Raw genomic sequence first — 14,344 nt, 5'->3', positions numbered from 1 at the left:
AATTCTGAATAACCATAATATGTAAATGATATAAAGAATGATTCACCATTAAAAAATGCAGAGCCAATAAAGTTAGTAAGATCACATAAAAAAACGTGAAGTGGTTAAAACAACCACTTCACGCTTATTTATTCGAAAGAACTAAATGTACTTAGCAGTAATCAGCGTATGGATTTGCCTGCGGCAGCTCAATCGCCTGATCAAACTCGGAAAGCGTCATTGTCTCCTGAGTCATAGACACTGAACTATCATCCATTACGCTCTCGCCAAAGTGATAACGAATTGTCTCTGTGCCTTGACAGGCCGCAACATCATTTTGTTCTGCTACATTTCGAATCTGAACATTCTTATCATGGTAAGCCAGCATCGCTTTTTCACCATACTTATTACTTAGCATTGCCAGAGTCTGTGCCGGCGACAGTACCAGCCCTGTCGCATTGTTACCGCCAAAGCCTTTTGCATTCAACAGTACTGCTTTAAAGTCTTCGCCATTTTCACCGGCAAACTTATGTTCAGTCAGAATATCCAGGTTAGACTGATGAACATCATCAGAAATGTGATCAATTGTCTTGATTGCCGGAATCCAGCCATATTGCCACACACCCAGAGAAGCAATCAGCTGATCGCCTGCCGCTGCGCCCATTGAGTGACCGACATAAGACTTAATCGCTGTTACAGGCCAGCTATCAATAGCAAATGTTTTAGCTACTTCATTCAAAATATGGCTTTCTGTAACACGGTTTTGTGGAGTACCTGTGCCGTGAGCCTGAACATACGTCTGCTTCACGCCCTCTTCGCCAAGAATCGCTTTTGCCAATGCAGTAGCCTTCGCCATAGTCACATAGTTGCCTATACCCGGTGCAGAGATAGATTTCTTGTTGGCATCGGCGTTTACAAACACATCTGCAACTGAACCATAAACCGTCGCACCCAGTTCAAGAGCCAGCTCATCATCCATCAGAACAACGAACTGTGAAGACTCAGCCATCGTAAAGCCTGCGTTAGCAGAAAACGGACGGCAAGCACGGCGATTATCTACCACATCGCTTTTATCCAGTGCCTTAAGCTGTTCATCCTCAGCCAGTGCTCCCATAACACGGAAGCCTTCCATAATTTCAGCAACAACCGGAGCTTCCGCATTACCGACAATCACCACCTTCGATTTACCGTGCTGAATGTCGTACATGCCCTGGCGCAGGTTATACAGGAAGGTGGCACACGCCCCCATGTTAGTTCCCGTAGTACCAACACTGTTGATGACATAGCTATTTACAAAATCCGCAGGCATTTCCGCTAGCGATAATGCCATCATCTTCGAGCTGACACGTCCACCTGTCAGAGGAGCAGCCAACATACCTGAAAGAGACTGGTCATCCACCTGAGCAAGTGCACTGCCGGCATAAACTGAAACCTCATCAGGCTTAACGTGTTTCATTACCTCAGCCCAGTCGAAACCAAGAGAGTTCAACGCATCAGATGCGCCGTAAACAGTCAGCTTCAGGCCGCGAGGATGGAAACGTGAGTTATAAAGCTTACCCGGGTCGAAACCGGCTGGGATATTACCACCACTGGATACAGGGAATGACACACGATCTTCAAGCAAAGCATCCAGCGCACCATTTACGGTGATTTGTACCTTGCTACCCTGCTCTTCAACGGTCCAGTTATCCGGAATCTTTGTAGGCAGTTTAGACTTACGCAGAGTAAAAGTGATTTGCTCACTTTCAGTGTTAAGGTTCGCTTTGTACTGATAAAGCAAGTTGTCAGGGTCGAACGAATCGATGCGTCGAACTAAAGTACCCGCCTTAATTGCTTCAATAAGTTCAGAATCCAACTCGCTACTGCTTGCCAAACCCATTCGGTGCGCTAAATCCTGCCACGTGCTTTCCATCTCTTTTTCAGACAGTGCATCGGCAACCATTCGCTTGTAGCTGTGAAATCCGGAGCTACGACCTGCAGCATTAACGCCACCAAATCCGACAATCAGTGGTAACTTTGTCATCCTAAACCTATCTCTTTTTATTGCGATGGCGCATAGGTTACCAATTTACGCTGTTCATTCACCTAAAATATATGCCAAAATCACTGCCAATCAGGCCAAACACCCATAAGTGATTCTAAATATGAAAGTTGCTTTTGCCCTTTATCATCGCGCCTTAGTGACCGGTGTCTCGCTGGCAGCAGAGATGTTGAGCAGCGCAGCAAGCCTTCGCCCTCGCCAACAACAAAAATCAGCCCCCTTTGAAATCAAACTGGTTGCTCCTACGTTAGAGCCACCTAAGGTTCCCGCCGGTCTCAAACTTCAACCGGATATTACTTTCAGCGACGAACAGACTTTCGACACCATCATTCTGCCACCAATGTGGGGGAACCCAATGTCAGCCCTTCACCAAGCACCGGAGATCATTCCCTGGCTGAAGAAGCAATATCAGCAAGGTGCACAACTGGTAGCAACCGGAACAGGCGTTATTTGGCTGGCAGAAAGCGGTTTACTGGACAACCAGGTTGCCACAACTCATTGGTATTACTACGATAAATTCGCAACACGCTATCCTAAAATCCGGCTGAACAGACAAGCATCTATTACCGCTGCCAATGGCCTGTTTTGCACCGGAAGTATCAACTCCCAGTCTGAAATGATCCTCTATCTAATTGCAGAAAACTTCGGCCAAAAAACGGCAAATACCATTGAAACTCACTTTGGTCATGAGATATCCAAATCCACCCAGCAGCCGTTTTACCAGATCGGTGGCCAAGTGCAGTTTGATGAGTCGATAGCACTGGCGCAGGACTGGATGAAGCGAAACCTTTCAACCCCCATTACTGCTCAGGTCATCGCTGATCATTGTGGCCTGCCGCTACGTACCTTTAATCGTAAATTTAAAGATCAGGTCGGAGAATCGCCGCACCAATATCTGCAAAAAATACGGATGGAAGTTGCTCAACAATTGCTTCGTGATTTTAGTATGTCAGTTCAGGATGTTGCTGAACAAGTGGGCTACAAGGATGCTTATCACTTTTCAACCCGTTTTCAAAAACAGTTCAGCATGACACCAATTCAATACAGAAGGATGGTAAAAGCAAAGATATACAACCCTTAAAACTTAAATCGAGCTTAATACAGACTATTCTTAAAATTATCAAAGGTGTTTATGAAGTGAGACACATACAACTCAAATTCAATCACTATCATAGGGAGTAAGCCTGTGGAGGAAATGTGTCGTATGTATAAAATCAATTTTTTGCTTCGTGTTATCAGTGCCTTATTACTTATATTCTGTTTACCATTACAAGCAGCCCTACACCCTGTCAGCTCAACAGAAATCAACGAAAACCAATGTCGTCTGGATATCTTTCATCTTTTTAAAAATGATCAGAAAAAGTTCGAGAGCAATATGCAGTTGGCAATGATCACTGACGTCCGGCACAGACACCGTTACATCGCAATCAAAGCAGATATCAATCATCCCGCAGGGTTTGAAAATATCAGCTACTACCGTTCCGGACAGCCAGTTGAAGTTTTCACTGCAAACTGGCGCAAGAATGGAAACAAACATAGTGTGACCCGGCTGGTTATGTTGGGAGGAACCAGCGACAAGCAGGCATTTGATGTGTTCACTAAGCTTGTACATCAGGACGAAGGACACTTCGAAATTAAAAGATCCGGAAACCGTTATCGCTTCAATGCTGACAGCCAAGATTTAGATGACTTTTTCAATTGTCTGCAAAGAAACCGCTGATAGCATTCCGGTTGCTTCTGGAGTTAGGCTCTGTAATTAATGAGCCAAACAAAAACGCCGCCAGTGAAATTACTGGCGGCGTTTTTTACTATTTAGCTATATTAATTTGATGCATTACAAAACTGACGTGAATGTGGCTGCTTCACTCTATCTGTAATGTCATCATACTCACCGTCAATAACTGTGCCATTCATACTCTGGGAGAAAGGCTGCCCCTGCTGCCTTACTGCTTCTTCATAGGCGGCAGTCATCTTCTTTTTGATAAACGGACGAGCAATCAAAGCTGCGATGCTAACAAATAGCCCCATTACTGCTGCCAGTGTTAATGTGAAAAAACCGACAATCAAAGCAACGACACTCGCAACAAAATTCTTCATACACCAGCCTCTTTTCATCTGTTGATATATCTATCTTCATCTCTATGACTTGCAGTCTATCGGAACAAACATGAATCAATCATGAACAAGAAGCAAAAAAGAGCCCTCAATAGTTGAGGGCTCTTCAGATAGTACTGTGAATATGATTAATTAGTTCTTAGCGACTACCGGGATACCAGTTCCGCGGGCATTACCACGAGGCTGAATAAATACCGCCGGTGTCCATGCAGGAACAGACAGTGTGCTATCTTTCACCGTTGCACCAGAAGCCAGTTCTGATTTATGCAGCGGACTCAGCTCAAGTCCTGTTACACCATTTAGTGTAAAGTCTTGTTGTTCAGGCGTTGCGTTAATCACAATCACCATAGCATCAAGGTTTGGATCAATATCTGAGTTCAGCGCCTGACCATTATCAATTGACATCACAATCAGCCCCGGAACCTGATCTGCACCTGTATTGTGGAAATCAACACGAGCCTTCACTTCACTGCCTTTACCCAATGTGATTAACGGGTATTGCTGACGCAGGTCAGTCAATTCTTTAAAGAACTCAACCATCTGCTCAGTATACTCACTGTATGGCTTAGCCGATTCAGCCGCTCCGTTAATTACATCCGTAATAACGCTGTAATTATCACCGTCTTTGTCTTTACGAGGCAGACCTTTATCCCAGTTGTTATCCTGAAGAGTAAAGTCGACTTTGTTGTACCAATCGCCGGAATCATAAGAGTCTCGCTGCATTGACTTCGAACGCAACAGTTCTGCTCCCATCTGGGTAAATGGCACGCCCTGCCCCAGCATTACAGTAGCCAAAGATACCGCCTGCATACGAACACGAGTCAGTGTTCTCAGTGAATAGTCAATCTTGTACTGGTTGTTATCCCATAACGTTTGATTATCGTGCTTAGAAACATAGTTCAGCACTTCTGTCGGATCTTCCGCGTAACCTGCATATTGACAATCTTTACTAGTTGGCTCGTCACAATTACCGCTGTAATAAACTTTATCACCATGTTTGACCAAACCAGTAGAGTCAATCATTACAAAGTCTTTCAGGTTACCAGCCATACCTAACCGTACGATATCCGTATTATGCAACGCTTCTGCTTTAGTGGTTTCAGAGATATCATTCTTCAGAACATAAGCCCCGTTACCAAAGCCCTGATTCTTACGAATATCCTCTTTACCATCGAAAGGTGTGCCACCACGAACCGCATCACGAAGGCGATCAGAATAACTACCAATACCTGTACCACCGAGGTTTTTCTGGGTTGCTTGCGTAAATAAACGATCGTTCTCTACTTCTCCGAAATTCCAGCCTTCACCGTAGAAGTAGGTATTCGGGTCAACTTTCTTGACCGCTTCCAGCGAATTCTGAATTTGTGACAACGGATGGTGACCCATTAAGTCAAAGCGGAAAGAGTCAATCTTATAGTCACGAGCCCATACGACCAATGAATCGGTAATCAATTTCTCCATCATGGCATGCTCTGGCGCGGTATTTGAGCAGCAGGTAGAGTTTTTCACGCTGCCTGTTATCTCATCCAGGCGATTGTAGTACCAAGGTACTATCTTATCCAAAACAGAGGTCTTTGAGTCAGGTCCTGCTGAATTAGTGTGGTTATAAACAACATCCATAACCACGTTCATACCAACACTTTCCTTCACTGACTTAATCGCTTCACGAAGTTCAAGAATACGCTTAGTACCATCTGCATTTGTTGAGTATGAGCCTTCCGGCACTGTGTAATGGAATGGATCGTAACCCCAGTTAAAGCCATCAGTTTGTGACACAAAACGGTTCAGTTCCTGAACAACCGGATTGGTTGGACTATCGTCAGCCTTAATAGTTTCTAATACATCAGCAATTGTCTTTTCTGAAGAGCAATACTGTTTGAAACGTGACTCTTTAACACCGGAGTTCACATCACACAACTTACTAAAAGGCTGATCAATTTCGGCAACTTTTGCCGGCTCTTCATTGATAGTTGCGATATCAAAGAACGGCAACAAATGTAAGTGAGTTGTACCATTTTCCTTAAGTGATTTAAGGTGATTAACAGGAACAGAGTCTGTTTGGGTAAAAGCTCCGTATTTTCCGCGTAGCGTTTCCGGAGTTGACTGATCCAAGGCGGAAAAATCACGAACATGTGATTCATAAATCACAAAGTCAGCAGGGTTGTCCTGTTTAACCGGACGCTGCAATTCATCCCAACCATCAGGTTTAAGTGATGGATCATTCAGGTCAATAACCTGACTGAATTCAGAGTTCATTGAAAGACTCAGAGAATATGGGTCTGTAACCTGATAGCTTTCCACTTTACCTGATAACGGGTGAAAGACATTAACCAAATAACGATAATAAGTTCCGCTGGCTGCTTTATCTGTTGTCAGTGACCAGATACCAGACTGCTCATCATAAGCCATCTGCAGTCGACCCAGCTCTTTCTTATTTTCGTCAAACAGCACAGTAACTACATTTTGCGCCGAAGGAGCCCAAAGTTTAAATTGAGTACCGTCGTCTGTCAGCATTGCACCAAGATCTGCTTTTTGTGCAGCACCTGCAAATAGCTGATCCAGAGCACCGGCTGACTGTACTTTTGTCGCCGCAATGAGCTGACTTTTCTCATCAACAGCCATCGCTACCAATTCAGCTTTCATAACAGGTCGCATATCAATATCTGCGTCGATAGAAAATGCAGCCTGATTGGCTAATACAGGAAACTTGGATTTAATGCCTTCAGACAAGGTTGAAGATTTTAAAACAATGTATTGTTCATCAAATGTATAATCTTTCTCCGGTTCAATATTACCGCCCAGTGATACATACAGACGAACTTCCTTCGCATTTTTCGCTTTTTCCCAAACAAGCGTATGACCATCAACTAAATGAGCTTCAGCATTTGAAATACCAGAAACGGCAATAAATGCTTCTTCACGACTGTCCATACCGTTTGTGTTGCCTGCTACATATGATGCAGTTCGATCACTGAACTCAGTAAGGCTCAGCTTAGAATTCCCCCCAATCAGCTTATCTTTATTTTCATCCCTCAGAATAAAGTTAATACAGTCTGTCTTACCTGCTTTAACTGGCAGTCGCCAATAAGGCCCAAGTTTATCCTTGCCTGCTGGTTTATTCTTTTGGTCTCCCAGCCATGAGTTACTGACTTATCGGCACGATCACAGGTTTCATCGTTCCAGATATACAGGTCATAATTTGCAGCAGCATCTACGTTACCATCCTTCATAACGTAGTAGATCACGGCCTCATCGCTATCCGCTTTAACAGGCTCATCAACTGGCCCGGACACAGGAAGTTTTGCTGCTGCACCATCTGTCTCTGGCAGCACAATATTAATTTTAGGTGCATTAGTTGTGTCAAAGTACCCCCCACCGGTTTCAGGGCTCGCCTTAGCGTCAGATGAGGATGAATCATTACATCCAACAACCGCAACAACAGAACACAGAGGAATAATTACTTTAGCTATCGTAGACAATTTAAAGTTCACGTCTCTTTCCTTGAACACTCATAATTTTATTGGGGGAAGTAAAAAAATTAGAGTTTTATTTTTATGGCGAGAGAAGATAATCGAGCAGATGCACTACAAACTGTGACAGTAAGCACTTGATTAGTAAATTAATAACGAGATTTAATTACATTTCAGTACTAAGTCACTGTTTGTAGCGTGTTAATATATTCGTCACCAATGTACGAAATGTTATACAGATCAAATCAATAAGAAATGATATGCACCTGGTTTTATTTTTAATAATTTCATACCAACAAGCATGAAGAGTCTGGTTCCCAAGGATCAATTCATAATCTTCTAATCAAGAATCGGACTCAAACAAAAAACACAGTGATTATTGAAAAGATCAATTGATCCAATATTATTGCACTAATAATCCTTGCTTATCAGGCCAACGATGATTAATACACAATGGCTTCAAACCTTTATAACTCTGGTTGAAGTCGGCCATTTTACCCAGACCGCCGAAAAGCTATTCATGACCCAACCAGGTGTGAGCCAACATATTAAGAAACTGGAAGAACAGGCTGGTACCCCACTACTCCAAAGGTACGGTAAGCGATTTGAACTGACTCAAGCCGGTGAAACCCTTTATCGCTATGGCTGCCGTCGACAAAAAGAAGAATCAGAACTGTTTCATCAGCTACAAAATGATGACCCGTATAGCGGTGAATGCCGATTTGCCTGTTCTGGCTCTCTGGCTACATTCTTATATCCCCATTTTCTCGACTATCAGAAAGCACACCCCGATCTCACTATTAAGCTGGAAGCCGCACCAAATAAACGCATTATTGAAAGCTTGAAGGCAAACGAGATCGAAGTTGGAATTGTCACCAGAGAAGTAGAATCAGATGACATTAAGCAAATGCTTATTGGGCAGGAAACACTTTGCCTGGTTGTGCCATCATCATTTGCCAAAGAAGATGTCAGTCTTGAACGACTTCAACAGCTCGGATTTATCAATCACCCGGATGGAGAGCATTATTTAAGGCAGATGTTCACAGCTAACTATAATGAAACATTACATAATATATCTTCGGTGAAGATAACGGGTTATATCAACCAGCTGAACCAGATTTTGCTTCCGGTTTCACAAGGGTTAGGCTTTACCGTATTACCAGAAAAAACAGTGAGCAGCTTTCCCCATCAAAACAAAATATCTGTTGTTACAACTGCACAGGCTGTAAGCGAAGCACTCTACCTCATAACAAAAAAACATCGGCCTTTACCCAAACGTTATGAGTATTTTGTCGATCTAATCAAAAAGCTGTTTTAAACCGCCAAAACAACAAAGCCTTGCTAAGCAAGGCTTTGACTTATTACTGCACGCAGATGCTAACCAACCAGATTTATTACAAATCTCGCATTAATATTTCAAATTCTTCTTCTGCGGACTCAATTATTTTTGCTAGTTCTCTGGCATCATCACTTGCCATGTGAAGCTGCCAGCGAACCTCATCATGACTTACCGGATCACGACATACAATATCTGTCGCTTTACCGCTTGAAAAGAAGTACAGATCGTCGAACTCAGCTTTCAGGCTATTATTTTTCTCCTTGATATTGACTTCCAACTCCCCTGTAGGAATAACTGTTACATCTGCATGTAGTCCTCTATGACCTGGCAAGATAAATTGCCGATGAACAGCTAACATACTCTGCCTCCCATCTTAACCCACCATCAACTTTAGTTTAGCTAAGATAAGAGGCCTCAGATGAGGATTCACAAAAACAACACAATTATTCAACATTTTGTTTGATATGGATCAGAGTATTATTCTCACTTTATGCTAATAGGTGAATAGTTCTTCAATACTCCTTCAGTGTAGTCAATCATGTTTAAAACGGTGAAACTTTTTAAGCTGATACCAGCGATTTTCAGAACCGATAACCCAACCCAATTGAAGACAGTGCGTGCCTTATATCAAGATCCTCGTCATCAATACGCGTCGGAACAACATAACGCAAAGACAGTTCCCACCGTTTAAAATTCACGACAAAACCGATATGAGAATTAAAACCAAAACCGGTACTGTCGAAAACGACCTCATCACCACTATCGGTCAATAAGTCACCTTCAGCATTCAGGTAATTCAATCCGACACCAAACTCAAGACGAGAACTTTTACAGTGTCCGCACAAAGTCTTATCTCCCCATTGATAAAACAAGATTGGTGTCAGTGAGAATGAAATCCCCTCAAAGTCACCATCCCGATAACGTTTATCATCTTTGTCATAGTCGAGCTTAAAGTAAGTGGTACTGAGTTCAGTGTGATACCCCCATCTTGTATCATCTGAAAAGTATGCTGGAGGCTGGATGAATGTGAGCACCGGGGTGATCAGGTTTGACGAATTGAAAGGGACATCATCAAACTGTCCCTTGCTGGAGACTTTTGTATTACCAGTACTCTTTACTATGCTCAGCTTTACCGACGGAGTTCTGAAAATCGAGTCATCATCTTCCGCCATCACCTGTGGCAACGGGCACAGCAAAAAAACACTAGAAAAAATCCATTTTCTTATTTGCATTTGCGACCCCTTTTTTAGTCATCCTTCCTTAAAATTGTACAAATGAACATCAAAAAGGGGCAAATTAACATAGTGATTTATCAATAATTAGCAGTATGGATTAAAACAAACTGCCATTAAGATATAAGTGGCACACAATGCTTGCTATGTAGCCTAAAGCAATCACAGGCAACCACTTCAAGTGACCGAAAAAGGTGTACTTACCATGAGCCGCTCCCATTAAAGCCACACCGGCAGCAGAGCCAATAGATAGCAAGCTACCACCCACACCTGCGGTAAGTGTTACCAATAGCCAATTACCCAAACTCAGCTCAGGCTGCATGGTTAATACAGCAAACATTACCGGGATATTATCGACAATCGCTGACAGCACGCCGACCATAATATTGGCCCAGACCGGATCCCATTGGGTGTACATCACCTCTGAAACTACGCCTAGGTACCCCAATAAGCTCAGGCCTCCTACGCACATAACTACACCATAGAAGAAAAGTAAGGTGTCCCATTCCGCATGCGAGATCCTTTTGAATACGTCAAATGGCACCACAGAACCCAGCCTGTCCAAAGCCGCTTCATCCTTATTGGCCCGAGCAATCGCCCGTTTCTTTTCCAAAGATTTTGGCAGGGTTTTAACCAAAAAGAAGCTAAAGAACTGTAGATAGGCCAGCCCCATCATCATGCCAACAACAGGAGGGAAATGTACCCAGGCATGAAAAGCTACTGCAGTCATAATCGTCAGAATGAACAAGCCGACAATTCTGCGAGCCCCACGCTTGAGCTCAATATACTCACCCACAGTGTTCGGCTGCGTTTTCGGAACAAACAACGACATAATTACAGCAGGTACAAGGTAATTAACCAATGACGGGATAAAGAGATCGGTAAACTGCAGGAAGCTAACTAACCCGGCCTGCCAAACCATCAACGTTGTGATATCTCCGAATGGACTAAATGCTCCACCGGCATTTGCTGCAACTACAATATTGATACAAGCTAGATTTATGAAACGGGTATTATCGCCGCCGACTTTCATCACAACAGCACACATCAAAAGCGCGGTCGTCAGGTTATCTGCGATAGGAGAGATAAAGAATGAGAGAATACCTGTCAGCCAGAAAAGCGTCCTGAAATTAAAGCCTTTGCTTACCATCCATGATTGAAGCGCATCAAAGAGCCGTCGCTCTTCCATGGCATTTATATAGGTCATCGCTACTAACAGGAACAACAATAGTTCCGCATATTCGAGCAGGTTATGCTCTAGCGCGTGTTTAGCTAGATCAATCTGGTCCTGCTGCTGAAATACGAACCCAATCATCAGCCATATGATACCAGCCGCCAACAGAACAGGTTTCGATTTACGTAACTGTAAATACTCCTCCCCCATCACCAGGCAGTAGGCTAACCCGAAAATCACTAACGCGGTATAACCAACCGTTGACTGGGTTAAATCCATTCCCGTCTCTACGGCCATCACAGGCGATGCGGCAAGTAGTCCTGTTAATAAAAGTACAAGCTGTTTAACAAACATTTTCCTCTCAGCTCCTTGAGAAATATAAAATCCAGCTAACTATCCATACTGTAAACATTTATTAACCTGTAGAATATCAATCAAACAAACAGAAAAACAACAAAACATTAACACGCGACTATTTTTTCAGCTTACTAACTGCCTAAAATCGCAAATAATGAAACGATAAATATATTTTTGTAAGCTTCATCACCTACTGGCTCTCTTCGCTTTACTTAACACGCAAATGGTAATAATTTTCATTACGAATTAACGTTTTGAATTTTAAGGGAGAGAACAATGGAACAGGCATATCACCCCGATCCATTGGTAAAAGTTAGAGATCTGGAAGTGACCTATATTACCGACAACGAAGATTTCCGTGCCGTTAAAAAGGTCAGCTTCGATATCGGAAAAAGTGAAATATTCGGTCTGGCGGGAGAGTCAGGCTGCGGCAAAAGCACTATCGCCTTTGCCATCAACCGCCTTCACAAGCCACCAGCACTGATCACAAACGGTGAGATAAATTACAACGGCACCAACCTGCTCCAGCTGAGTGAAAAAGAGATGGGCGTTATCCGCTGGAAAGAGATTGCAATGGTTTTCCAGAGTGCGATGAACTCACTCAACCCGGTTCTGCCCCTCAAGGAACAATTTGCCGATGTTATGCGACATCACCTTGGGTGCACTAATGAAGAGGCTTATGCCAGAGCTGAAAAGCTGCTTGATCTGGTCAACATTCCTCGCGAACGATTATCTGAATTTCCGCACCAGTTCAGTGGAGGAATGCGTCAACGACTGGTTATCGCCATTGCACTGAGTCTGAATCCTAAGCTAATCATCATGGATGAACCAACAACGGCACTTGATGTCGTCGTTCAACGTGAAATCCTGCAACAAATCTACCAACTGCGTAAAGAGTTCGATTTCTCTGTGCTATTTATTACTCACGACCTCGCTCTAATGAGCCAGCTTTGTGATCGTATTGCTGTTATGCGTCACGGTGAAATTGTTGAAGTCAATAAGGCAAAGGAAATCAGGAATAATCCTCAACACCCATACACCCAACAGTTATGGGCATCATTCCCTAACATTCACGAAGAAGCTGAACACATCAGCGTGACGGAGGATATTTCAGCATGAGCCAGCCAATCATTGAAGTTAAAAGCGTCACTAAGGAATTTGCAGCCGGCGGCGGTTTCGGCTCAAAGGAAATATTCCGAGCACTGAATAACGTCAGCTTTACCCTGCACAAAGGCAGAACACTCGCCCTTGTTGGCGAATCCGGTTGTGGAAAAAGCACCTGTGCAAGACTGATCACCAAAGTTCACAGCCCGACTGAAGGCGAAATTCTGTTCAAAGGAAAGAATATTGCCGACATCAGTTCACGCAAGGAAGTATTAAATTACCGCAGCAAGGTGCAAATGGTATTCCAGGACCCTTTCGGATCGCTCAATCCAACCCATACGATCCAACACCACCTCACCCGCCCGCTCCTCATCCATAAGCAGGTTAGCCATAAATCAGAGCTACCACAAAAACTGAAAGAGTTAATGAACCTGATCGAACTGCCGATTTCCGACCTCGATAAATACCCTCATCAACTGAGCGGCGGTCAGCGCCAACGTATCAACCTTGCCCGCGCACTGGCAGTTGGTGCAGAAGTCATCCTTGCTGATGAGCCGACATCAATGCTGGATGTCTCCATTCGCCTTGGCATTCTCAATCTGATGAAGGAAATGAAAGAGCAAAAAGGTATCGGCTTTTTGTATATCACCCATGACTTAGCCACCGCTCATTACATTGCAGAAGAAACCGCCGTAATGTACCGGGGCAAAATCGTTGAATGGGGAGATACTCGGGCAATACTCAGAAACCCGACACACCCATATACTCGTCTGCTAATTTCAGCCGTACCGGATCCTGATCTTCCATTTCACCAACTTGTTGATTCTGAGCCAGACTATTCAGTAAGTGCTGATAAAATCCGTTCGCTCAGCCTTGCTGATGTGAGTGGGTATCAGCAAATTGCCGACAATCACTTTGTCGCTAATTGGGAAGACAACAAGGAATACGTTGCATGAATGAAATTCAGTCATGGCTCACTCAAATCAAGCAGTGGTATCAACCGCAACAACGCAGAGATATCAATATCCTGATCAATGCTGTCAGCAATGCTCCCGATAGCATTTTCGGCGCGATAGAAACAGAAAAACACAGTGAGGCCCTGGCCTACTGGATCGACAGTTGCCAACGACTCTGCTGCTACTATCAGGATATCTCCGAACCGGCAGCCGAACCGGAAAAAGCCTTCGGCTACCTTCAATTCGCTTATGCAAAATTGCAGGAAATGGCCTGTAACCCAGAGCTGGATCCGGGAATGAAACGCTGGAGCTTAAAGCGGTTGGACCGCATGATTGTAGCTATGGCTGAATTTTGTCAGCGTCAGGAAGATACCAAGTGGCAGCAGGAAAACACCCAGTTAATTGAACTGCACGTTGCTTTCATGCAGGCACAAAATAATCAGAACCTCTCCTACTCCATTGCACCAGACTCTTGCTGACAAAACCAAGGGAGCTATTTTATCACCAGCCAAACCTTCACATCAGTTTTATTCCAACAATAAGGCTGATGTGAAATAAATCCTGACTTTTACTAAGC

13 protein-coding genes are annotated in these 14,344 nt (G+C 43.7%); 6 read left to right on the top strand and 7 right to left on the bottom strand.

Annotated elements, in window-relative coordinates; translation table 11 throughout:
• Positions 1–151: 151 nt before the first annotated feature.
• On the bottom strand, positions 152–2,002 hold the full coding sequence (locus AACQ93_RS20660) for a beta-ketoacyl synthase (RefSeq protein ID WP_064608361.1): 1,851 nt from the start codon (positions 2,000–2,002) through the stop codon (positions 152–154).
• 121 nt (positions 2,003–2,123) lie between these two features.
• Here AACQ93_RS20660 and AACQ93_RS20655 point away from each other — a divergent pair, with 121 nt between their 5' ends.
• Both AACQ93_RS20655 and AACQ93_RS20650 read left to right on the top strand, forming a co-directional pair.
• Positions 2,124–3,101 (top strand): GlxA family transcriptional regulator, encoded by a 978-nt coding sequence (locus tag AACQ93_RS20655; protein WP_064608358.1) that lies wholly within the window; start codon positions 2,124–2,126, stop codon positions 3,099–3,101.
• A 123-nt stretch (positions 3,102–3,224) separates the two neighbouring features.
• Positions 3,225–3,740 (top strand): hypothetical protein, encoded by a 516-nt coding sequence (locus tag AACQ93_RS20650; protein WP_064608356.1) that lies wholly within the window; start codon positions 3,225–3,227, stop codon positions 3,738–3,740.
• Between the two features lie 101 nt (positions 3,741–3,841).
• Here the strand turns inward: AACQ93_RS20650 and AACQ93_RS20645 are convergent, their stop codons facing one another.
• From AACQ93_RS20645 to AACQ93_RS20635, 3 genes are all read right to left on the bottom strand, one after another.
• A complete protein-coding gene (locus AACQ93_RS20645; RefSeq protein WP_064608354.1) occupies positions 3,842–4,117 on the bottom strand; it encodes a hypothetical protein in 276 nt (91 codons plus the stop codon).
• A 150-nt stretch (positions 4,118–4,267) separates the two neighbouring features.
• Positions 4,268–7,066: a pullulanase-type alpha-1,6-glucosidase gene (gene pulA, locus AACQ93_RS20640; RefSeq protein ID WP_232323373.1), complete on the bottom strand. Its 2,799-nt coding sequence runs from the start codon at positions 7,064–7,066 to the stop codon at positions 4,268–4,270.
• A gap of 101 nt (positions 7,067–7,167) precedes the next feature.
• Positions 7,168–7,626 (bottom strand): hypothetical protein, encoded by a 459-nt coding sequence (locus AACQ93_RS20635; protein WP_232323372.1) that lies wholly within the window; start codon positions 7,624–7,626, stop codon positions 7,168–7,170.
• A 418-nt stretch (positions 7,627–8,044) separates the two neighbouring features.
• Between AACQ93_RS20635 and AACQ93_RS20630 the strand changes: the two genes are divergently transcribed.
• On the top strand, positions 8,045–8,923 hold the full coding sequence (locus tag AACQ93_RS20630) for a LysR family transcriptional regulator (RefSeq protein ID WP_064608353.1): 879 nt from the start codon (positions 8,045–8,047) through the stop codon (positions 8,921–8,923).
• A 76-nt stretch (positions 8,924–8,999) separates the two neighbouring features.
• On the opposite strand, the gene AACQ93_RS20625 is transcribed toward AACQ93_RS20630, so the two are convergent.
• From AACQ93_RS20625 to nhaD, 3 genes are all read right to left on the bottom strand, one after another.
• Positions 9,000–9,302, bottom strand: coding sequence for a hypothetical protein (locus tag AACQ93_RS20625; protein ID WP_064608351.1), 303 nt, complete (start codon positions 9,300–9,302; stop codon positions 9,000–9,002).
• Between the two features lie 223 nt (positions 9,303–9,525).
• Positions 9,526–10,176 (bottom strand): hypothetical protein, encoded by a 651-nt coding sequence (locus tag AACQ93_RS20620; RefSeq protein ID WP_064608349.1) that lies wholly within the window; start codon positions 10,174–10,176, stop codon positions 9,526–9,528.
• 100 nt (positions 10,177–10,276) lie between these two features.
• Entirely contained in the window at positions 10,277–11,647 is a 1,371-nt protein-coding gene (gene nhaD, locus AACQ93_RS20615; protein WP_232323397.1) for a sodium:proton antiporter NhaD, read from the bottom strand.
• A gap of 336 nt (positions 11,648–11,983) precedes the next feature.
• Between nhaD and AACQ93_RS20610 the strand changes: the two genes are divergently transcribed.
• The 3 genes from AACQ93_RS20610 to AACQ93_RS20600 are packed head-to-tail and all read left to right on the top strand — an operon-like array spanning position 11,984 to position 14,246.
• On the top strand, positions 11,984–12,826 hold the full coding sequence (locus AACQ93_RS20610; protein WP_064608345.1) for an ABC transporter ATP-binding protein: 843 nt from the start codon (positions 11,984–11,986) through the stop codon (positions 12,824–12,826).
• Positions 12,823–13,767, top strand: a complete 945-nt coding sequence (locus AACQ93_RS20605; protein WP_064608343.1) for an ABC transporter ATP-binding protein — start codon at positions 12,823–12,825, stop codon at positions 13,765–13,767. The genes AACQ93_RS20610 and AACQ93_RS20605 overlap by 4 nt, the downstream gene beginning before the upstream one ends.
• Positions 13,764–14,246 carry a hypothetical protein gene (locus AACQ93_RS20600; protein ID WP_064608341.1) on the top strand — a complete coding sequence of 161 codons (483 nt, stop codon included), beginning with the start codon at positions 13,764–13,766 and terminating at the stop codon, positions 14,244–14,246. The genes AACQ93_RS20605 and AACQ93_RS20600 overlap by 4 nt, the downstream gene beginning before the upstream one ends.
• The last annotated feature ends 98 nt before the right edge of the window (positions 14,247–14,344 follow it).

The organism is Photobacterium sp. J15 (genome assembly GCF_963870815.1).
Lineage (GTDB): Bacteria > Pseudomonadota > Gammaproteobacteria > Enterobacterales > Vibrionaceae > Photobacterium > Photobacterium marinum.
This window is presented reverse-complemented; position numbering and strand designations above follow the sequence as displayed.